This window comes from Roseateles sp., from assembly GCF_052436255.1.
GTDB lineage: Bacteria > Pseudomonadota > Gammaproteobacteria > Burkholderiales > Burkholderiaceae_C > Pelomonas.
Genome location: NZ_JBQVNP010000101.1, coordinates 1 through 18,662, shown reverse-complemented (window position 1 = coordinate 18,662; position 18,662 = coordinate 1). Strand labels below are relative to the sequence as shown.

Genomic DNA, 18,662 nt, shown 5'->3' with positions numbered 1-18,662 from the left:
GCCCAGCACCTGGCCGTCGGCCAGGGCGCGACCCAGCTGCGCTCGACCCAGGCCGCCGTCGAGGCCGCCCAGCGCGCGCTGGACGCGACCCGCACCGGTCTCACGCTGGGCACCCGCAGTACCACCGACCTGCTGCTCGCCATCCAGACCCTGGCCGGCGCGCAGAACGCGCAGACCCAGGCCCGCCACCGCCATGTGCTGGCCCTGCTGGCCCTGCACCAGGCAGCCGGCTCGCTCGGCGACGCCGAACTGGCCGCCGTCAACGCTCTTCTGGAGACACGCTGATGTTTCTGCATTACCTTGAACTCGCCTGGCGCAACATCCTCTCGTCCAAGGGCCTCAGCGCCTTGATGGTGCTGGCGCTGGCCCTGGGCATCGGCGCCTGCATGACGACGCTGACCGTCTATCACGTGCTGTCCGGCGACCCGATCCCGCACAAGAGCGCGCGGCTGTTCAATGTGCAGCTGGACGCGTCCGACATGGTGGGCTGGAAGGCGGGTGACGAGCCGACCTTCGACCTGAGCCGCTTCGACGCGACAGCGCTGCTGCGCGACAGGAAGGCCATGCGCCAATCCATGTCCAGCGGCTTCAATACCGCGGTCGGCCTGCCCGAGGGCGACACCAAGCCGATCTTCTCCAGCGTGCGCTACACGTCGGCCGACTTCTTCGCCATGTTCGACGCGCCCTGGCAGCACGGCGGCGGCTGGAGTGCCGCGGATGACGAGTCCGAGGCGCGCGTGGCCGTCATCTCGGCGTCGCTCAACGAGAAGCTGTTCGGCGGCGCCAACAGCGTCGGGCGCGAGGTGATCGTGCGCGGCCAGCCGCTGCGCATCGTCGGCGTGTTGAAGCCCTGGAAGGTGCAGCCGCACTTCTGGGACCTGACGCTGGGCAGCTACAGCGAGACCGAAGACTTCTTCCTGCCGTTCTCGACCGCGATGGCGCTCAAGATGGGCCACTGGGGCAACATGAACTGCTGGGGCCGCGGCGCCAACGGCGGCACCTCGCTCGACTTGAATGCGAGCTGCTCGTGGATCCAGTACTGGGTCGAGTTCGAGAAGCCCGAGGACGCCGCCGCCTACCGCGCCTACCTCGTCGCCTACTCCGACGCCCAGCGCGCGGCCGGCCGCTTCGAGCGCCCGACCAATGTGCGGCTGCGCAACGTCATGGAATGGCTGGGCGCGCAGAAGGTGCTGCCCGCCGACGTGCGCCTGCAGACCTGGCTGGCCTTTGGCTTCCTGGCGGTCTGTGTCGTCAACATGGTGGGCCTGCTGCTGGCCAAGACGCTGCGCCGCAGCGGCGAGATCGGCGTGCGCCGCGCGCTGGGCGCCACGCGCGGCGACATCTTCCAGCAGTTCGTCGTCGAGGCCGGCGTGCTCGGCCTGGCCGGCGCGCTGCTGGGCCTGCTGTTCGCGCAGGGCGGCCTGTGGCTGGTGCGCCAAAGCCCCAACGACTATGCCCGCCTGGCCGAGCTGGACGCCAGCATGCTGGCGCTGACGCTGGGCCTGTCGCTGCTGGCCAGCCTGCTCGCCGGCCTGCTGCCGGCCTGGCGCGCGGCCCTGGTCACACCGGCCGTTCAACTCAAGGTGTCGTGATGGACTTCCTTCCCATTCTTTCGACGCTGCGCCGCCACAAGATCGCGGCCGGCCTCATCGTGCTGGAGGTGGCGCTGACCTGCGCCATCGTCACCAACGCGCTGCACCTCATCCAGACCCGCATCGAGGCGCTGAATGCCGACAGCGGCCTGGCCGAGACCGAGATCGCGGTGCTGAACCTGCGCGGCAGCCGGCCCCAGCCGCCCGAGCGCACCGCCGGCATCGTGGCCGAGGACCTGGCGCGGCTGCGTGCGCTGCCAGGCATCAAGGCAGCCACGGTGGCCAACCAGATCGTCTATGGCAACAACAGCAACAACAGCGGCGTCTCGCTCGAGCCCGACAACCGCGGGCAGCGCATCTCCGCCGCGCAGTACGCGGCCGACGACCAGATGCTGCCGACCTTCGGACTGAAGCTGCTGGAAGGCCGCAACTTCACGGCCGAGGAGGTGCTCGACAGCTTCCAGGCCTTCAGCGTCTCCGACCCCCGCATCGGCCAACTGATCATCAACAAGGTGATGGCCGACAAGCTGTTCCCGGGCCGCTCGGCGGTGGGCCAGACGGTCTACATCTTCGGCCGTTCGCCCTCGACCATCATCGGTGTCCTCGACACGCTGACGCACACGCAGCTGCACCGCGCCCGCGGCGACGGCGGTGGCGCCGCGATGATCCTGCCGCTGCGCGGCGGCGGCTCCTACATCATCCGTGCCGAACCGGGCCAGCTGGACGCGCAGATCAAGGCCGCGACCGCCGTGCTGGAGGAAGGCAACAAGGGTCGCGTCGTCACCCAGGCCCGGCCGCTGACCGAGATGCGCGCGGCCTTCTACGCCCAGGACCGCGCGATGGCCTGGTTGATGGGCGGCGTCTGCGTGGCCCTGCTGCTGGTCACGGCCATGGGCATCGTCGGCCTGGCCAGCTTCTGGGTGCAGCAGCGCACCCGCATGATCGGCACGCGCCGCGCTTTGGGCGCCACGCAGCAGCAGATCCTGCGCTATTTCCAGCTCGAGAACCTGCTGCTGACGAGCACCGGCATCCTCATCGGCCTGGGCGGCGCCGTGGCCCTGAGCCAGCTGCTGATGCAGAGCTACGAGCTGCCGCGCCTGCCCTGGCTGTATCTGCCGGCCGGGGCCGTGTCGCTGTGGCTGCTGGGGCAGCTGGCCGTGTGGGTGCCGGCGCGGCGCGCGGCGCGGCTGTCGCCTGTCGCGGCGCTGCGGAGTTAGGCCCACGCTGGAGCGGTTTTTCGCAAACTGGCAGCATGCGCGCATGCCGTTGAAACCGTTCTTCCGCCGCTCGCGCCTGGTGGGCCTGGCGCTGCTGGCCGCCGCGACGCTCGCCCTGCAGGTGGGCTGCACCACGCTCGACGAGAGCCAGCGCGGCTGGATCTTCCAGCCGGGCGACCGCACCTGGGGCGGCGGCCTGGCCGCGGCCCAGGGCATGGATGACGTCTGGATCGACTTCCAGAGCCGCATCGACGAATCGCGCGGCGCCGCCGTGCGCCTGCACGGCCTGTGGCTGCCCCAGGCCGACCCCAACGCGCCGGTGCTGCTGTATCTGCATGGCGCGCGCTACGACGTGCGCGGCAGCGCGCCGCGCATGCGCCGCATGCATGAGTTGGGCTTCTCGGTGCTGGGCGTGGACTACCGCGGCTTCGGCCGCAGCACGGCGGGCCTGCCGTCCGAGGCCATGGCCGCCGAGGACGCCCGCGCCGCCTGGGACTGGCTGGCAGGCCAACACCGCGACAAGCGCCGCTTCATCTTCGGCCACTCGCTGGGCGGCGCCATCGCCGTGCAGCTGGCCAGCGAGGTCGGCGACGAGCGTGGCCTCATCGTCGAAGGCAGCTTCACGTCCATCCCCGACGTCGTCGGCAGCTTCCGCTGGGGCTGGCTGCCGGTGTCGCCGTTGATCACGCAGCGCTTCGACGCCGCCGCGCGGGTGGCCCAGGTGGGCTCGCCGCTGCTGGTGGTGCATGGCAGCCGCGACAACCTGATCCCCTACCGGCTCGGCCAGGGGCTGTACGAGCGTGCCCGCGAGCCCAAGCGCTTCGTGCTGGTGGAGGGTGGCTCCCACCACAACACCAACGCCGTCGGCCAGGCGCAGTACCGTCAGGCGCTGGCCGACCTGTTCGGGCTCGAACCGTCCTGACTGTTCCGGCGCGGCGCTGCTGCGGGTGTCGATGCAGCTCCCCAGGGCCGGGCCCTTCTTGCAGGTGCTGGCCCTCGTGGAAGGCAGCGACGAACCAAATCACCTGATGGGAAAGTAAGGCACCCGTCGACACCCTAGCCGGCCTGCAGGCTGCGCAGCTCGGCAGCCCACTTGGCCCAGTGCATGCGAACCCGTTCGCGCTGTTGCTCGTCCAGGCCGTTGAGCAGCTTCAGCACGCTGGCCATCACTTCATCGCGGTAGGGCTGTTCGACCGGCAGCGGCTGCATGTTGCGCATCAGCGCCGCCGTGCCGCCGGCCAGGTCCTGGCTCGACCAGGCCCGCAGCGCCTCCACGGTGCGCGCCTGGCGCGTGGCGCGGCCCTGCGCCATGGCCGCCATGTCGAAGCGCCAGGCCGCTGCGTCTGCACGGGCCTGCCGGCCGGTCGGGCGGTCCAGGTCGCCCAGCCAGCGCTCCAGGTTCTTGGTGTAGCGCTTGCCACGCTCGTCCGCGGCGCCGTCGCCGGTCTGCTTCTCGCGCCATTCGGCCGTCTTCTCGTCGAGCGTCTTCTGCAGGTGCTGCCACTGCTCGGGCCTGAGCTCGGCCAGCAGCGGCGCGGCCAGGGGCGCCGCGCGCTGCAGGCTGCGCTCGGCGCTGGCGCGGGCACCCCGCTCCAGGGCCAGCAGTTCCTGCGGCGTGATGCCGCCCTCCAGCGCTGCCTGGGCCTGGCGCAGCAAGGCCTGCCACTGCGGCAGTTCCTCGCGCCGGTGCCAGGCCTGCCAGGCCTGCAGCCTGTCCTTGAGACGGGCCTTCTGGCCGCTGTCCAGGTCCAGATACCTGTCAGCCCACAGGCCGCCGAGCAGCGGCAGCTGGTTGTAGGCCAGCGACAGGCTGGAGCAGCCGACCAGGCCGAGCAACAAGATGGCCAAGAGGAGAGCGGTGAACCGTTTCAGCACGTGCATGCGGCATGGTGACAAGGCCGCCACAACATAGCGGTGCGGAGATGGCCTGATCGTCCGGTAGGACATGGCGCCGCTGCAGCGGCGCACGGCCGGGGGGTCAGGGGCAGGGCGCACGCCGCATCGCGAAGTCGATGCCGCGCGGCTGGCCCTGGCGCAGACCTTCGATGCGCGCGGCCAGCTGGTCGGGCGCGGCCAGGCGGTAGATGACCCGCTGCGGGAAGTCGTGTGCCGCGTTCTCGAACACGGCCTGGGCATCACCGCTGCTCAGCAGCTTGAAGCTGGTCGGCGGCCGCCCCTGGGGTTGGGCGATGTAGATGAGCCGGCCGTCCGCGTCGGCGCGGATCTGCATGAACTCGAACTCGATGGCGCGGCCGTTCTTCAGCGTGCGCGCCATGCCCAGCATCAGCCCGCCGGCCGGCGCCATCCACTGCTCGACCGACCCCGCCATGCTGCCATCGGGGCCCTGGCGCTCCCAGCACCCGGCCATCCAGGCGACCGGGGCGAAGGGGTCGGCCTGGGCGGTGGTGCCGGCGGCTGCGAGCAGGACAGGCAGGAGCGCGGAGATGGCCTTCATGGCGAGCATTCTGCTGGGGCCGGTTATCGTGTGCGGCCGCGCAAACCCTGCCCCATCGTTTTCCTGCCCGTGTCGCAAAAGGAACTCCCTCACTCACTGAAGCTGGTGACCATCTGGCTGCTCGTCGGCCTGGGGATCTTTCTGGGTATCAAGGCCTGGGAACGCCAGCGCGAGGCCAGCCGCTTCCAGCTGGCCGGCGAGGCCATCGTGCTGACGCGCGCCGGGGACGGCCACTTTCACTGGCCCGGCCGGGTCAATGGCATCGAGGTGGACTTCCTGGTCGATACCGGTGCGACCGCCACCGCCCTGCCGCAAGGCCTGGCCGAGCGCGCCGGGCTCAAGCCGCTGGGCGCCGTGCGCGCGCAGACGGCGGCGGGCGCCACGCGCGGCTTCGTCGCACGCGCCGACGTGGTGCTGGAGGGCGGTGTGCGGGCCGACAGGCTGATGGTGACCGTGTTGCCCGACCTGGCCGCGCCGCTGCTGGGCATGGACGTGCTGGGCCGCCTGCACTTCAGCCAGAAGCCGGGCGAACTCCGCATCACGCCCGAACCGTGACCCGTGCATCGCTCGTCGGGTTGCCGTTGGTCGGCAGCGCCCGCGCCGCCTGCCGGCCTCGGCCCGCCCTGCCCAGGCTTGTGGCCGACCAGGGTTTTACCGGCGAGCGCTTGCTGCCCGCGAAGTAGGATCAAAGCAGGAGACACACCATGACCGACAACAGCTTCACCAAGTTCGTGCCCGGTTTCGAGTTCCTGCAGGGCCTGGTCAAGAATGCCGGCTCGGCCCTGCCCGGCATTGGCCAGTGGGTGGCGCCGACGCTCAACCCCGAAGAGCTGGCCAAGCGCATCGAGGAGCTGCGCACCGTGCAGTTCTGGCTGGAGCAGAACGCGCGCATGCTGGCCGCGACCATCCAGGCGCTGGAGGTGCAGCGCATGACGCTGTCGACGCTGCAGACCATGAACGTGCCGCTGGCCGAGCTGCGCGAAAGCCTCAAGCTGCCCACCGGCGACGGCACGTCCTGGCCCGGCATCCCGGCCGAGCTGATGGCCGCTGCCGCGCCGGCGGCCCAGGTGGCCGCGAAGACGGCCAGCGGCACGGTCAGGACCGCCGCCAAGGTGGCCAGCAAGACCGTGAAGACGGCGGGCAACGCAGCCAAGGCCATGTCCGACAACCCGGCCGCGGCGGTCGACCCGACGCAATGGTGGACCGCGCTGAGCCAGCAGTTCACGCAGCTCGCCACCTCGGCCATGAAGGACACCGCCACCGACGCGGCCAAGAACCTGGCCGGCACCCTGGTCAAGCAGAGCTTCGACGCCGCCAGCGACACCCTCAAGCGCGCGGCCAGCGTGCCGGGCGCGGTGGTGGGCGGCGTTGCCAAGGGTCTGGCGGGCGCAGCGCCCACTCCGGCCGCCAGGGCCGCCAGCAAGCCGGCAGCCAAAGTGGCGAGCAAGACCGCCAAGCCGCGCCCGACCGCCACCCGCCGCAAGACTTGAACTCCCCCAACGACCTCGCCACCCGCCGCGCCGCTGTCATCGCCGCGCTGGCCCCGCTGCTGCCGGCACATGCGCTGCTGCACCAGGCCGAGCAGACCACGCCCTATGAGTGCGACGGCCTGACCGCCTATCGCCAGCGCCCGCTGGCGGTCGCCCTGCCCGAGACCGAGGCCCAGGTGGCCGCCGTGCTCAAGGCCTGCCACCGGCTGGCCGTGCCCGTCGTCGCGCGCGGCGCCGGCACCGGCCTGTCGGGCGGCGCGATGCCGCACGAACTCGGCGTCACGCTGGCGCTGGCCAAGTTCAACAAGTTCCTGTCCATCGACCCGCTGGCCCGCACCGCACGCGTGCAATGCGGCGTGCGCAACCTCGCCATCAGCGAGGCCGCTGCGGCACACGGCCTGTACTACGCGCCCGACCCCAGCAGCCAGATTGCCTGCACGATTGGCGGCAACATCGCCGAAAACTCCGGCGGCGTTCACTGCCTCAAATACGGCCTGACGCTGCACAACGTGCTGCGCGTGCGTGGCTTCACGGCCGAGGGCGAGGCCGTCGAGTTCGGCAGCGAGGCGCTCGATGCGGCCGGCCTGGACCTGCTTGCCCTGGTCATCGGCAGCGAAGGCATGCTGGCCGTCGTCACCGAGGTCACCGTCAAGCTGGTCCCCAGGCCCCAACTGGCGCGCTGCATCATGGCCAGCTTCGACGACGTGCGCAAAGCCGGCGACGCGGTGGCGGCCATCATTGCGGCCGGCATCATCCCGGCGGGCCTGGAGATGATGGACAAGCCGATGACGGCCGCCGTCGAGGACTTCGTGCACGCCGGCTACGACCTGAGCGCCGAGGCCATCCTGCTGTGCGAGAGCGACGGCACGCCCGAGGAAGTGGCCGAGGAGGTCGCCCGCATGGAGGCCGTGCTGCTGGGCAGCGGTGCCACCGCCGTGCAGGTCAGCGCCGACGAGGCCCAGCGCCTGAAGTTCTGGAGCGGCCGCAAGAACGCCTTCCCGGCGAGCGGCCGCATCAGCCCCGACTACATGTGCATGGACTCCACCATCCCGCGCAAGCACCTGGCCACCATCCTGCTCGACATCCAGCAGATGGAAATCAAGTATGGGCTGCGCTGCGCCAATGTCTTCCATGCCGGCGACGGCAACCTGCACCCCCTGATCCTGTTCGACGCCAACGACGCCGACCAGCTGCACCGCTGCGAACAGTTCGGCGCCGAGATCCTGGAGCGCAGCGTGGCCCTGGGCGGCACGGTCACGGGCGAGCATGGCGTGGGCGTGGAGAAGCTCAACTCGATGTGCGTGCAGTTCAGCGCCGAGGAGCTTGAGCAGATGCTGGCCTTGAAGGCCGCCTTCGACCCGGCCGGCACGCTGAACCCGGGCAAGCAGATCCCCTCGCTGTCGCGCTGCGCGGAGTACGGGCGCATGCATGTGAGGCGGGGGTTGCTGGCGTTTCCTGAGCTGGAGCGGTTTTGAAGTTCGACGCATTGCAGGCGCAGCTCCGGGAGGCACGCACGCCGCTGCGCATCACCGGCCACGGCAGCAAGGATTTCTATGGCGAGGCGCCGCAAGGCGAGCCGCTGTCGACGTTGGCGCTGAACGGCATCACGGCCTATGAGCCGAGCGAGCTCTACATCAGCGCGCTGGCCGGCACGCCGCTGGCTGACGTCGAGACTGCGCTGGCCGCGAACCGCCAGCGCCTGGCCTTCGAGCCGCCGCGCTTCGGTCGTCGTGGCACGGTGGGCGGCATGGTGGCGGCCGGGCTGTCGGGTCCGTCGCGCGCCGCTTTAGGTTCCGTGCGCGACCACCTGCTCGGCGCGGTGATCATCAACGGCAAGGGCGAGCTGCTGAGCTTTGGCGGCACGGTCATGAAGAACGTCGCCGGCTTCGACGTCAGCCGTTTGCTGGCCGGCTCGCTGGGCGTGCTGGGCCTGATCACCGAGGTCACGCTGAAGGTGCTGCCGCTGCCCGCTGCGACGGCGACGCTGCGCTTCGAGTTCGACCAGGCCGCCGCGCTGATGGCGATCAACCGCTGGGGTGGCGAGCCCCTGCCCATCGAGGCCAGCGCCTGGTGGGACGGCGCGCTGCTGTTGCGCCTGGCCGGCGCGCAGGCGGCCGTCGAGGCGGCTTGCGCCAAGCTGGGCGGCGACGCCATCCCGGCCGACATGGCGGCGCCTTTCTGGACCGGCCTGCGCGACCAGAGCGACGAGTTCTTCATGGGTGCCGAGCGCGCGGTCTCGGGTGGCGCGAGGTTGTGGCGGCTGTCCCTGCCGAGCACGACGCCGGCGTTGAAGCTGCATGGTGAGCAGCTCATCGAATGGGGCGGCGCCGAGCGCTGGGTCGTCACGCCGCTGCCACCGGCCGGCGTGCGCGAAGCCGCCGCCGCGGTGGGTGGGCATGCCACGTGCTTTCGTGCGCTGGACAAGGCCTGCGGCGCTTTCACGCCGCTGAGCGCGCCGCTGGCGGCCATCCACAAGCGGCTGAAGGCATCGTTTGACCCGCACGGCGTCTTCAACCCCGGCCGCCTCTACCCGAATCTCTGAACCTGGACCACGCCATGTCATCCCGACTCCACCCGCTGGCCGGCCAGCCGGCGCCGCCCGACAGCCTCGTCGACCTGGATGCGCTGAGCGAGGCCTACTACTCGCGCCAGCCGGACCCGAGCAGCCCCGAGCAGCAGGTGTCCTTCGGCACCTCCGGCCATCGCGGCTCGGCGCTGGATGGCTCGTTCAACGAATGGCATGTGCTGGCCATCACGCAGGCCATCTGCGACCACCGCAAGCAGCAGGGCATCGCCGGCCCGCTGTTCCTCGGCGCGGACACGCACGCGCTGTCGGCGCCCGCGGTGACGAGCGCGCTGGAAGTGCTGGCGGCCAATGGCGTCGAGGTGATGCTGGCGCCCGCCGGGCAGTTCACGCCCACGCCGGCGGTGTCGCTGGCGATCCTGGAATACAACCAGGGCAGGGCAGGCAGCGCGCGGGCGGACGGCATCGTCGTCACGCCCTCGCACAACCCGCCACGCGACGGCGGGTTCAAGTACAACCCGCCCCACGGCGGCCCGGCGGACAGCGACATCACGGCGGGCATTCAGCAGGGTGCCAACGCCTATCTGCAGCACCTGCTGCAAGGCGTGCAGCGCACCGACGCCGAGCGCGCGCTGGCGGCCGCAACGACGCATGTGCACGACTACCTGGCCCAGTACGTCGCCGCGCTGGAGCAGGTGATCGACTTCGACACCATCCGCGCCGCGGGCATCCGCCTGGGCGTGGACCCGCTGGGCGGCGCGGGCGTGGCCTACTGGCCGGCCATCGCCGAGCGCTACCAGCTGTCGCTGACCGTGGTCAGCGACGTGGTGGACGCGCGCTTTGCCTTCATGTCGCTGGACTGGGACGGCAAGATCCGCATGGACCCGTCGTCGCCCCATGCGATGCAGCGCCTGGGCAAGCTGCGCGACAAGTTCGACGTCGCCTTCGCCTGCGATACCGACCATGACCGCCACGGCATCGTCACGCCCAGCGGTGGGCTCATGCCGCCCAACAACTACCTCAGCGTCGCAGTGGACTACCTGTTTCGCAATCGGCCCGCCTGGGGCGCAGGCGTGGGCGTCGGCAAGACGGTGGTGACCACCGGTTTGATCGACCGCATCGCGCACGCCCTGGGGGCGCCGTTGTTCGACGCCCCGGTCGGCTTCAAGTGGTTCTCGCCCGGCCTGCTCGGCGGCAGCCTGGGCTTGGGTTGCGAGGAGAGCGCGGGTGCATCCTTCCTGAAGCGCGACGGCCGCGTCTGGACGACCGACAAGGACGGCATCGCCGCCGCGCTGCTGTCCGCCGAGATCACTGCGCGCACCGGCAAGGACCCCAGCCAATATTTCGAGTCGCTGGCCGCCACCCACGGCAGGCCCTACGCCGACCGCGTCGACGGTGCGGCGACGCGCGAGCAGAAAGCGCGGCTGTCCAGGCTGACGGCGGCCGATGTCGCGGCCACGTCGCTGGCCGGCGAGGCGGTCCAGGCGGTCATCAGCGTGGCACCGGCGAACGGCGCGGCCATCGGCGGCATCAAGGTATCCACCGCCAACGGCTGGTTCGCCGCGCGGCCGTCGGGCACGGAGGACATCTACAAGGTCTACGCCGAGAGCTTCCGCGACGAGGCCCATCTGCAGGTGCTGCTGCAGGAGGCGCAGGAGATCGTCAACAAGTCACTGGCGAGCTGATGCAAACCACCCTCGCCCCCGAATTCGCCGGTAGCCGCGACGGCACCGAGGCCGAGGCCATTCTGCGGCGCTGCGTGCACTGCGGCTTTTGCACCGCGACCTGCCCGACCTACCAGCTGCTCGGCGACGAGCTGGATGGCCCGCGGGGCCGCATCTACCTGATCAAGCAGGTGCTCGAAGGTGACACGCCGACGCGCAAGACGCAGCTGCATCTGGACCGCTGCCTGACCTGCCGCAACTGCGAGACGACCTGTCCGTCGGGCGTGGAGTACGGCCGCCTGGTCGACATCGGTCGGCGCGTCGTCGATGCGAAGGTCGAGCGCCCGGCCGGCGAGAAGACCGTGCGCTGGCTGCTCAAGGAGGGCCTGACCTCGCCGCTGTTCAAGCCCGCGATGAAGCTCGGCCAGGCCCTGCGCCCGCTCGTGCCGGCGGCGCTCAAGGACAAGGTGCCGGCCAGGCCGCCAGCGACCGCCCACGACTGGCCGACGCGCCAGCTCAATCGCAAGGTCGCGTTGCTGCTGGGCTGCGTGCAGCCGGCCATGGCACCCAACATCAACAGCGCGACGGCGCGTGTGCTGGACGCCGCCGGCATCCAGACGGTGGCCGCCGACGGCGCCGGCTGCTGTGGCGCGATCCGCGAGCATCTGGGCGACCACGAGGCGGCGCTCAACGACATGCGCCGCAACATCGACGCCTGGTGGCCGCTGGTCTCGGGCCGGGGCGAGCGGGTCGAGGCCCTGGTGATGAATGCCTCGGGCTGTGGACTGATGGTCAAGGACTATGCCCATGCGCTGGCCCACGATCCGGCCTATGCCGACAAGGCGCGCCGCATCAGCGAAATGACCCAGGACCTCAGCGAGCTGCTGCCCGAACTGGTGCCGGCCTTGAAGTCCCGCCTGAAGGCCAAGCCCGGCAGCCTGGCCTACCACCCGCCGTGCACGCTGCAGCACGGCCAGAAGCTGCGCGGCGGCGTCGAGGGCGCTTTGCGCGAGTTGGGGTTCCGCATCGCCTGCGCGCCCGGCGACAGCCACCTGTGCTGTGGCTCGGCCGGCACCTACTCGGTGCTGCAGCCCGAACTGGCCAAGCAATTGCGTGACCGCAAGCTGGCCGCGCTGGCGCCGCTGCAGGCCGAGCAGATCGTGTCGGCCAATATCGGCTGCATCCAGCACCTGCAAAGCGGCACCGCGACGCCGGTGCGGCATTGGGTGGAGGTGCTCGACGATGCCCTGCGCGGCGTGAGCGCCTAGGTTCTGAAGGTTGAGACGAGCTTCACCAGCTCGCTCGCCTGATGCTTCAGGCTTTCAGCCGCCGCGGCGCTTTCCTCGACCAGCGCGGCGTTTTGCTGCGTCGCCTGGTCCATTTGCGTGATCGCGTGGCCGACCTGGCTGACGCCGGCGCTCTGCTCGCGGCTGGCCGAGCTGATCTCGCGCACGATCTGGGCGACGCGACCGATGGCAGTGACGACCTGCTCCATCGTCTCGCCGGCGCGGTTGACCAGCACGGCGCCCTGCTCGACACGCTCGACGCTGACGCCGATCAAGCCCTTGATCTCCTTGGCCGCGTCGGCGCTGCGCTGGGCGAGCATGCGCACCTCGCTGGCAACGACGGCGAACCCGCGGCCCTGCTCGCCCGCTCGCGCCGCCTCGACGGCCGCGTTGAGCGCCAGGATGTTGGTCTGGAAGGCGATGGCGTCGATGGTGCCGATGATGTCGCTGATCTTGCGCGAGCTCTCCTCGATGCCGCGCATGCGCTGCACCGCCTCGCCGACGACCGTGCCGCCCTGGCGCGCCACCTCGCTGGCGTCGTGCGCCAGCTGGTCGGCCTCGCCCGCGTTGTCGGCATTGAGCCTGACGGTGGCCGACAGCTCTTCCATCGACGCGGCGGTCTGCTGGATGGCGCTGGCCTGTTCTTCGGTGCGGGCCGACAGATCGTTGCTGCCGAGCGAGATCTCGGAGCTGGCCGTCGCGACGCCATTGGCGTTCTCTCGCACCGAGCCGACGAGGTGGCGCAGCGCCTGTTGCATCTGCGCCAGCGCCTGCGCGAGCTGGGCGGTCTCGTCGTTGCCGATGCTGCGGATGTCGCGTGAGAGGTCGCCCCGGCCGACCTCCTCGGCCTCGTGGATGGCCTCGCGCAGCGGGCGGACGACCGAGCGCGTGATCAGCCAGGCGGCTGCCACGCCCAGGCTCAGGCAGATGGCGGCCAGCGTGACCATGACGAGCTGGGTGCGCCGCGCCGCCTCCAGCACGGCGCGCGTTTCGTCGCGCACGCGCTCGTCCTGGTAGTCGGCCATGCGGCTGATCGTCGCGACATAGGCCTCGGCGGCCGGGCGCATCTTGCCCTCCAGCGTCTGCAGCGCGGCGTCGGCTTCGCCGGCCTTGAGCTGCTCGAACACGCCGTTGCGGATGTCGATGTAGGTCTTGCGCGCCGCGCCGATCTCGGCGAGCGTGGCCTTGCCCTGCTCGGTGTCGACGGCGGTGGTCAGCGCTGCTTGCAGGTCGTTGATCTTGGCGCTGGTCGTCTTGATGACGGGCGCGAAGAACTCGGCCACCGGGCCCGCGCCCCCCGCCCGCGCAACGGCGTCGGTGCGGGTCACGTTGAGCTGGGTCTGGGTGCGCCAGTCCTGGGCGGTGTCTTGCTGGCGCTGCAGTTCCATCAGCCGGTCGATGTGCGGCCCGACGGTGGCCATCTGCCGCCAGCTCAGGCCCACCGCCAGCGCGAGCAGCAACAGCACCAGGCCAAAGCCGAGGGCCAGCCGCGTCCCGATTCGAAGGGATTGCATCTTCATCACCGCCTCCAGTGTTTTCATGCCGGGCTATACGCACCCAGCTGGTGCTTTGACTCTACAGGTCGGTGTATGTGGCGATGCAAGGAAAAACACCGCCCAGGCAGGCGGTGTTACCGGTTGTCTTCCTCGCTCGCATCGCTGCGCGATATAAGCTGGGCCCCGAGGCGACTGGGCCGCGTCGCAACGCCGGCCCTACAGCCGCGCCGCTGCACGCAGGGCTTGCGCCTTGTCCGTCCGCTCCCAGGTGAACTCCGGCTCTTCGCGGCCGAAGTGGCCATAGGCCGCCGTCTTCGAATAGATCGGCCGCAGCAGATCGAGCATCTGGATGATGCCCTTGGGGCGCAGGTCGAAGTGCTCGCCCACCAGCTTGGCGATCTGCTCGTCGGGGATGACGCCCGTGCCCTCGGTATAGACGGTCACGTTCATCGGCCGGGCCACGCCGATGGCGTAGGCGACCTGGATCTGGCACTGGCGCGCCAGGCCGGCCGCGACGATGTTCTTGGCGACATAGCGTGCCGCATAGGCGGCGCTGCGGTCGACCTTGGACGGGTCCTTGCCGCTGAAGGCGCCGCCGCCGTGGGGGCAGGCACCGCCGTAGGTGTCGACGATGATCTTGCGGCCGGTCAGGCCGCAGTCACCCTGCGGGCCGCCGACGACGAAGCGGCCGGTCGGGTTGATCAGGTACTTGGTGTCGGCGGTCAGCCAGGCCTTGGGCAGCACGGGCTTGATCAGCTCTTCGCGAATGGCCTCGTAGAACTCGTCCGTCATGCGGTCGCCCAAGCTGTACTCGGGCGCATGCTGGGTCGACAGCACCACCGTGTCGATGCTGTGCGGCTTGCCGTCCACATAGCGCATCGTCACCTGGCTCTTGGCGTCGGGGCGCAGGAAGGGCAGGCGGCCGTCCTTGCGCAGCTGCGCCTGGCGCTCCACCAGGCGGTGGGCGTAGTAGATCGGCGCGGGCATCAGCTCGGGCGTCTCGTCGCAGGCATAGCCGAACATCAGGCCCTGGTCGCCCGCGCCGATGTTGAGGTGGTCGTCGGAGGCGTGGTCGACACCCTGGGCGATGTCGTTGCTCTGCTTGTCGTAGGCGACGAGGACGGCGCAGCCCTTGTAGTCGATGCCGTACTCGGTGTTGTCGTAGCCGATGCGCTTGATGGTGTCGCGCGCGACCTGGATGTAGTCGACGTGGGCGTTCGTCGTGATCTCGCCGGCGAGAACCACCAGGCCCGTGTTGCACAGCGTCTCGGCGGCCACGCGGCTGCGCGGGTCCTGCTCGAAGATGGCGTCCAGGATGGCGTCCGAGATCTGGTCGGCCACCTTGTCGGGGTGCCCTTCCGAGACGGATTCAGACGTGAAGAGGAAATCGTTGGCCACTTTTAAACTCCGGTTGCTTGGTTGGCGGCGTCGCCGTTGCTCCAGGAGGTGCGGCGAACGCTTTAGCGGGATTTATGAATCGCCCCGCAAGTAGTTCAGTAACTCGGCGATGCGCGAAGTATAGAAAACATGGGCCTGGTCTTTCGTTGGTTGTCCCGGTTGCCGCTGGCGCTTTTGCACGCTTTGGGGGCGCTGCTGGGCTGGATCGTCTATCTGGCATCGCCCGCCTACCGCCGGCGCTTCAAGGCGAATGTGTCCCAGGCGGGCCTGCCCTGGGCGGCGGCACGGCCTGCCGTGGCGGCGGCCGGGCGCATGGCCGCCGAGCTGCCCTGGCTGTGGATCGCCACCAAGCGCCGGCCGCTGGGGTCCAAACTGCAATGGGACGGCGCCGAGCTGCTGGCCGCGGCGCTTGAACAGAAGCGCGGCCTCATCGTCATGACGCCGCATATGGGCTGCTTCGAGATTTGCGCACAGGCGATCGCCGAGCGCTTCACGACGCCCGAGGCGCCCATCACCGTGCTCTACCGCCCGGCCCGCCAGGCCAGCCTGCGCGAGGTCATGGCCGGCTCGCGCGAGCGGCCGGGCCTGGCCACCGCGCCGGCGACGCTGGCCGGCGTGCGCCAGATGATCCGCGCACTGCGCAAGGGCGAGGTCATCGGCCTGCTGCCCGACCAGGTGCCGCCCGACGGCCTGGGCGTGTGGGCGCCCTTCTTCGGCAAGCCCGCCTACACGATGACGCTGGCGGCCCGCCTCGTGCAGCAGACCGGCGCGGCGCTGCTGCTGCTGTGGGGCGAGCGGCTGCCAGGCGGGCAGGGTTTTGTCGTGCATGTGCTGCCAGCGCCCGAGATCGCCAAGGACGCGTCCGCCGAGGATGCGGCGGCCAGCGTCAATGCGGCCATGGAAAGCGTGATCCGGCGCGCGCCGGGCCAGTACCTGTGGGGCTACCACCGCTACAAGCAGCCGCGCGGCTTGGATATCGGCGCTGCTCCCTTGCCGCGCTGAACGCGGGCGCACATCGCCCGACGGGCCGGCTTGGCGAAGGCGACCTCGCGCGGGCCGCCCTCGGGCAGCGGCGCGGTGCCCGGGATGGGCCAGCGTATCGCGCGGGCGCTGCGGGCCTGGTCGGTCCGGCTGCGCCTGCGGCTGAGCTACCCGGTCGTGCAGGCCAACGGCTACCGCGTCTGGCAGGCTTTCAATAGCCGCTACTGGCCGGCAGCCTGGCTGATCGACCATGGACGGGCACATCGTCTACCGCCACGAGGGCGAGGGCGGCGAGGCCGAACGGGCCGCCGCCATAGAGAAGGTCTTGCAGCCCCTCCCTGATAATCCCCACCCATGAGATTGCGCTTCACCAAGATGCACGGCGCGGGCAATGACTTCGTCGTCATCGATGCCACCCGCGAGCCGCTTGCGCTGACGGCGGCGCAGATGCGCCTGCTGGGCGACCGGCGCTTCGGCGTCGGCTGCGATCAGATCCTCGTCATCGAGCCGAGCCAGGACGCCGGCGCGGACTTCCGCTACCGCATCTTCAACAACACCGGCGACGAGGTGGAGCACTGCGGCAATGGCGCGCGCTGCTTCGTGCGCTACGTGGTGGACGCCGGCCTGACGGACAAGCGCGAGATCCAGGTCGACACGATGAACCGCCGCCTGGCGCTCACGCTGCAGGACGATGGCCGCGTGACGGTCAACATGGGTGCGCCGGAGTTCCAACCTGCGGCGCTGCCGTTCGACGCCAGCGGCCTCAAGGCGCGCGCCGAGAACGGCTTCGAGCTGTGGCCGGTCGAGGGTGTGGAGCTGGCCGTCGTCTCCATGGGCAACCCGCATGCGGTGCAGCGCGTGGCCGATGTCGAGACCGCGCCGGTGCTGACCCAGGGTCCGCTGATCGAGCGCCATGCGCGCTTCGCGCGCGGCGTCAACGCCGGCTTCATGCAGATCCTGGGGCGCGACCGCATCGCGCTGCGCGTCTACGAGCGCGACGCCGGCGAGACGCTGGCCTGCGGTACGGGCGCCTGCGCGGCCGTCGTCGCCGGCATCCGTGCCGGCTGGCTGGATGCGGCGGTGGAAGTGCAGACGCGCGGCGGCCTGCTGCGCATCGAATGGGCGGGCGGCACATCACCGGTGCTGATGACCGGGCCCGCGGTGAAAGTTTTTGACGGAGTAATCGACCTGTGAGTTCCAACCCGGCCGCTGACGCGGTGCAAGGCATCACCGAGACCGACATCGCCAACTACCTGGCGGCGACCCCCGGTTTCTTCGAGCGGCATTCGGCGCTGCTGGCCAGCGTGCAGTTGCAGCACCCGCACGGTGCGCGCGCCGTGTCGCTGCAGGAGCGCCAGGCCGAAATGCTGCGCGACAAGATCAAGGGCCTGGAGCTGCGCCTGATCGAGATGATCCGCAACGGCCAGGACAACGTGGCGATTGCCGACCGCCTGCACCGCTGGACGCTGGCCGTCATGCGCGCCGTCGGCACGCCCGAGCTGCCGCTTGTGCTGCTGGCCGAGTTGCGCCACCAGTTCATGATCCCGCAGGCCGGCCTGCGCCTGTGGGGCGTCAAGCCCGAGCACGAGGCCAGCGAGTTCGCGGCCTCGGTCAGCGCCGATGTGAAGAGCTTCGCGTCCAGCCTGAGCCAGCCCTATTGCGGCGTGAACTCGGGCTTCGAGGCGGCGCGCTGGCTGGGCCTGTCCGAGAGCGGCGGCACGGCGACCTCGCTGGCGCTGATCCCGCTGCACCAGCCCAGCGCCAACCAGGACAAGCCCTTCGGCCTGCTGGTGCTGGGCTCGCCCGACCCGACGCGCTACACGGCCGAGATGGGCACCGACTTCCTGACCCGCGTCGGCGAGATCGCCAGCGCCGGGCTGGCCGGCTTGCTCGCCACGGCATGAGCCAGCTGGCGCAGGACTTTCAAGATTTTTTGCAGCACGCCCGCGTGCAGCAACGCCTGAGTCCGCGCACGCTGCGCATCTACACCGACGGCCTGGAGCGGCTGCAGGCGCTGCTGGCTGAAGCGGCCATCGACGCGCGCGCCTTGAGCATTGCACAGGCGCGCCGCCTGGCGGCCGTGCTGCACCGCGAAGGGCTGGGGCCGAAGTCGATTGCGCTGCTGCTGTCCGTCTGGCGCAGCACCTACCGCTGGCTGGGGCTGCAGGGCCGTGTCGCGCTGAACCCCTTCGACGGCCTGCGAGCGCCCAAGGCGCCCAAGCCGCTGCCCAAGGCGCTGGGCGTGGACGACGCCGTGCAACTGGCCGCTTATGCGCCCGAGGCGCCCGCCGACCCGGTGCTGGAGGCACGCGACCGCGCGATGGTCGAGCTGCTCTACGGCGCCGGCCTGCGTGCTGCCGAGCTGGTCGGCCTGGATGTGCAGGCCAGCGGGCAGGCGCAGGGGTGGGTCGATCTGCAGTCCGCCGAGGTCCATGTGACGGGCAAGGGCGACAAGCGCCGCAGCACGCCGCTGGGCCAGGCCGCCGCCGAAGCGCTGCGCGCCTGGCTGGTGCTGCGGCCGCAGCGCGCGGCGGCCGGCGAGGTGGCGCTGTTCGTCGG

Annotated in this window: 18 protein-coding genes; 14 read left to right on the top strand and 4 right to left on the bottom strand. The window is 70.4% G+C overall.

Annotation, left to right across the window (positions count from 1 at the left end; genetic code table 11):
• The 4 genes from ACT6S0_RS19375 to ACT6S0_RS19360 all read left to right on the top strand — a co-directional run.
• On the top strand, positions 1-285 hold a 285-nt coding region (locus ACT6S0_RS19375), incomplete at its 5' end, for a TolC family protein (protein ID WP_444765418.1).
• On the top strand, positions 285-1,592 hold the full coding sequence (locus ACT6S0_RS19370) for an ABC transporter permease (protein ID WP_444692077.1): 1,308 nt from the start codon (positions 285-287) through the stop codon (positions 1,590-1,592). The genes ACT6S0_RS19375 and ACT6S0_RS19370, both read left to right, overlap by 1 nt.
• The gene (locus ACT6S0_RS19365; protein ID WP_444692078.1) at positions 1,592-2,809 is read left to right on the top strand and encodes an ABC transporter permease; all 1,218 of its coding nucleotides are present in this window, start codon (positions 1,592-1,594) and stop codon (positions 2,807-2,809) included. Before ACT6S0_RS19370 ends, ACT6S0_RS19365 begins: the two co-directional genes overlap by 1 nt.
• A gap of 43 nt (positions 2,810-2,852) precedes the next feature.
• Positions 2,853-3,731: an alpha/beta hydrolase gene (locus ACT6S0_RS19360; protein WP_444692079.1), complete on the top strand. Its 879-nt coding sequence runs from the start codon at positions 2,853-2,855 to the stop codon at positions 3,729-3,731.
• 134 nt (positions 3,732-3,865) lie between these two features.
• Here ACT6S0_RS19360 and ACT6S0_RS19355 read toward each other — a convergent pair whose 3' ends face one another.
• Both ACT6S0_RS19355 and ACT6S0_RS19350 read right to left on the bottom strand, forming a co-directional pair.
• Entirely contained in the window at positions 3,866-4,657 is a 792-nt protein-coding gene (locus tag ACT6S0_RS19355) for a DUF6279 family lipoprotein (RefSeq protein ID WP_444692080.1), read from the bottom strand.
• 130 nt (positions 4,658-4,787) lie between these two features.
• Positions 4,788-5,264, bottom strand: a complete 477-nt coding sequence (locus ACT6S0_RS19350) for a DUF6265 family protein (protein ID WP_444692081.1) — start codon at positions 5,262-5,264, stop codon at positions 4,788-4,790.
• 105 nt (positions 5,265-5,369) lie between these two features.
• Here ACT6S0_RS19350 and ACT6S0_RS19345 point away from each other — a divergent pair, with 105 nt between their 5' ends.
• The 6 genes from ACT6S0_RS19345 to glcF all read left to right on the top strand — a co-directional run bounded on the left by ACT6S0_RS19345 (position 5,370) and on the right by glcF (position 12,210).
• On the top strand, positions 5,370-5,819 hold the full coding sequence (locus ACT6S0_RS19345) for a retropepsin-like aspartic protease family protein (protein ID WP_444692082.1): 450 nt from the start codon (positions 5,370-5,372) through the stop codon (positions 5,817-5,819).
• 149 nt (positions 5,820-5,968) lie between these two features.
• Entirely contained in the window at positions 5,969-6,754 is a 786-nt protein-coding gene (locus tag ACT6S0_RS19340) for a PhaM family polyhydroxyalkanoate granule multifunctional regulatory protein (protein WP_444692083.1), read from the top strand.
• Positions 6,751-8,229 carry an FAD-linked oxidase C-terminal domain-containing protein gene (locus tag ACT6S0_RS19335; RefSeq protein ID WP_444765417.1) on the top strand — a complete coding sequence of 493 codons (1,479 nt, stop codon included), beginning with the start codon at positions 6,751-6,753 and terminating at the stop codon, positions 8,227-8,229. The genes ACT6S0_RS19340 and ACT6S0_RS19335 overlap by 4 nt, the downstream gene beginning before the upstream one ends.
• Entirely contained in the window at positions 8,226-9,296 is a 1,071-nt protein-coding gene (glcE, locus tag ACT6S0_RS19330; protein ID WP_444692085.1) for a glycolate oxidase subunit GlcE, read from the top strand. The genes ACT6S0_RS19335 and glcE overlap by 4 nt, the downstream gene beginning before the upstream one ends.
• Positions 9,297-9,310: 14 nt before the next feature.
• On the top strand, positions 9,311-10,963 hold the full coding sequence (pgm, locus tag ACT6S0_RS19325; protein ID WP_444692086.1) for a phosphoglucomutase (alpha-D-glucose-1,6-bisphosphate-dependent): 1,653 nt from the start codon (positions 9,311-9,313) through the stop codon (positions 10,961-10,963).
• On the top strand, positions 10,963-12,210 hold the full coding sequence (glcF, locus tag ACT6S0_RS19320) for a glycolate oxidase subunit GlcF (protein WP_444692087.1): 1,248 nt from the start codon (positions 10,963-10,965) through the stop codon (positions 12,208-12,210). Before pgm ends, glcF begins: the two co-directional genes overlap by 1 nt.
• On the opposite strand, the gene ACT6S0_RS19315 is transcribed toward glcF, so the two are convergent.
• Positions 12,207-13,748, bottom strand: a complete 1,542-nt coding sequence (locus ACT6S0_RS19315) for a methyl-accepting chemotaxis protein (protein ID WP_444765416.1) — start codon at positions 13,746-13,748, stop codon at positions 12,207-12,209. The genes glcF and ACT6S0_RS19315 overlap by 4 nt on opposite strands.
• A 192-nt stretch (positions 13,749-13,940) precedes the next feature.
• Positions 13,941-15,122 carry a methionine adenosyltransferase gene (metK, locus tag ACT6S0_RS19310; protein ID WP_444765415.1) on the bottom strand — a complete coding sequence of 394 codons (1,182 nt, stop codon included), beginning with the start codon at positions 15,120-15,122 and terminating at the stop codon, positions 13,941-13,943.
• 129 nt (positions 15,123-15,251) lie between these two features.
• On the opposite strand from metK, the gene ACT6S0_RS19305 reads away from it, so the two are divergent.
• From ACT6S0_RS19305 to ACT6S0_RS19290, 4 genes are all read left to right on the top strand, one after another.
• Positions 15,252-16,124, top strand: a complete 873-nt coding sequence (locus tag ACT6S0_RS19305; RefSeq protein ID WP_444765414.1) for a lysophospholipid acyltransferase family protein — start codon at positions 15,252-15,254, stop codon at positions 16,122-16,124.
• Between the two features lie 333 nt (positions 16,125-16,457).
• Positions 16,458-17,297, top strand: a complete 840-nt coding sequence (gene dapF, locus ACT6S0_RS19300; RefSeq protein ID WP_444765413.1) for a diaminopimelate epimerase — start codon at positions 16,458-16,460, stop codon at positions 17,295-17,297.
• Entirely contained in the window at positions 17,294-18,007 is a 714-nt protein-coding gene (locus tag ACT6S0_RS19295) for a DUF484 family protein (RefSeq protein ID WP_444765412.1), read from the top strand. The genes dapF and ACT6S0_RS19295 overlap by 4 nt, the downstream gene beginning before the upstream one ends.
• Positions 18,004-18,662: site-specific integrase (locus ACT6S0_RS19290; protein ID WP_444765411.1), on the top strand; the 659-nt coding region annotated here is incomplete at its 3' end. The genes ACT6S0_RS19295 and ACT6S0_RS19290, both read left to right, overlap by 4 nt.

What these genes read in the sequence shown, in the direction of transcription:
- dapF (WP_444765413.1), top strand. Translation starts at nt 16,458, where the DNA reads ATGAGATTGCGCTTCACCAAGATGCACGGCGCGGGCAATGACTTCGTC.
- ACT6S0_RS19350 (WP_444692081.1), bottom strand. Translation starts at nt 5,264, where the DNA reads ATGAAGGCCATCTCCGCGCTCCTGCCTGTCCTGCTCGCAGCCGCCGGC.
- glcF (WP_444692087.1), top strand. Translation starts at nt 10,963, where the DNA reads ATGCAAACCACCCTCGCCCCCGAATTCGCCGGTAGCCGCGACGGCACC.
- ACT6S0_RS19365 (WP_444692078.1), top strand. Translation starts at nt 1,592, where the DNA reads ATGGACTTCCTTCCCATTCTTTCGACGCTGCGCCGCCACAAGATCGCG.
- ACT6S0_RS19305 (WP_444765414.1), top strand. Translation starts at nt 15,252, where the DNA reads ATGGGCCTGGTCTTTCGTTGGTTGTCCCGGTTGCCGCTGGCGCTTTTG.
- ACT6S0_RS19370 (WP_444692077.1), top strand. Translation starts at nt 285, where the DNA reads ATGTTTCTGCATTACCTTGAACTCGCCTGGCGCAACATCCTCTCGTCC.
- pgm (WP_444692086.1), top strand. Translation starts at nt 9,311, where the DNA reads ATGTCATCCCGACTCCACCCGCTGGCCGGCCAGCCGGCGCCGCCCGAC.
- ACT6S0_RS19360 (WP_444692079.1), top strand. Translation starts at nt 2,853, where the DNA reads ATGCCGTTGAAACCGTTCTTCCGCCGCTCGCGCCTGGTGGGCCTGGCG.
- ACT6S0_RS19315 (WP_444765416.1), bottom strand. Translation starts at nt 13,748, where the DNA reads ATGAAGATGCAATCCCTTCGAATCGGGACGCGGCTGGCCCTCGGCTTT.
- ACT6S0_RS19340 (WP_444692083.1), top strand. Translation starts at nt 5,969, where the DNA reads ATGACCGACAACAGCTTCACCAAGTTCGTGCCCGGTTTCGAGTTCCTG.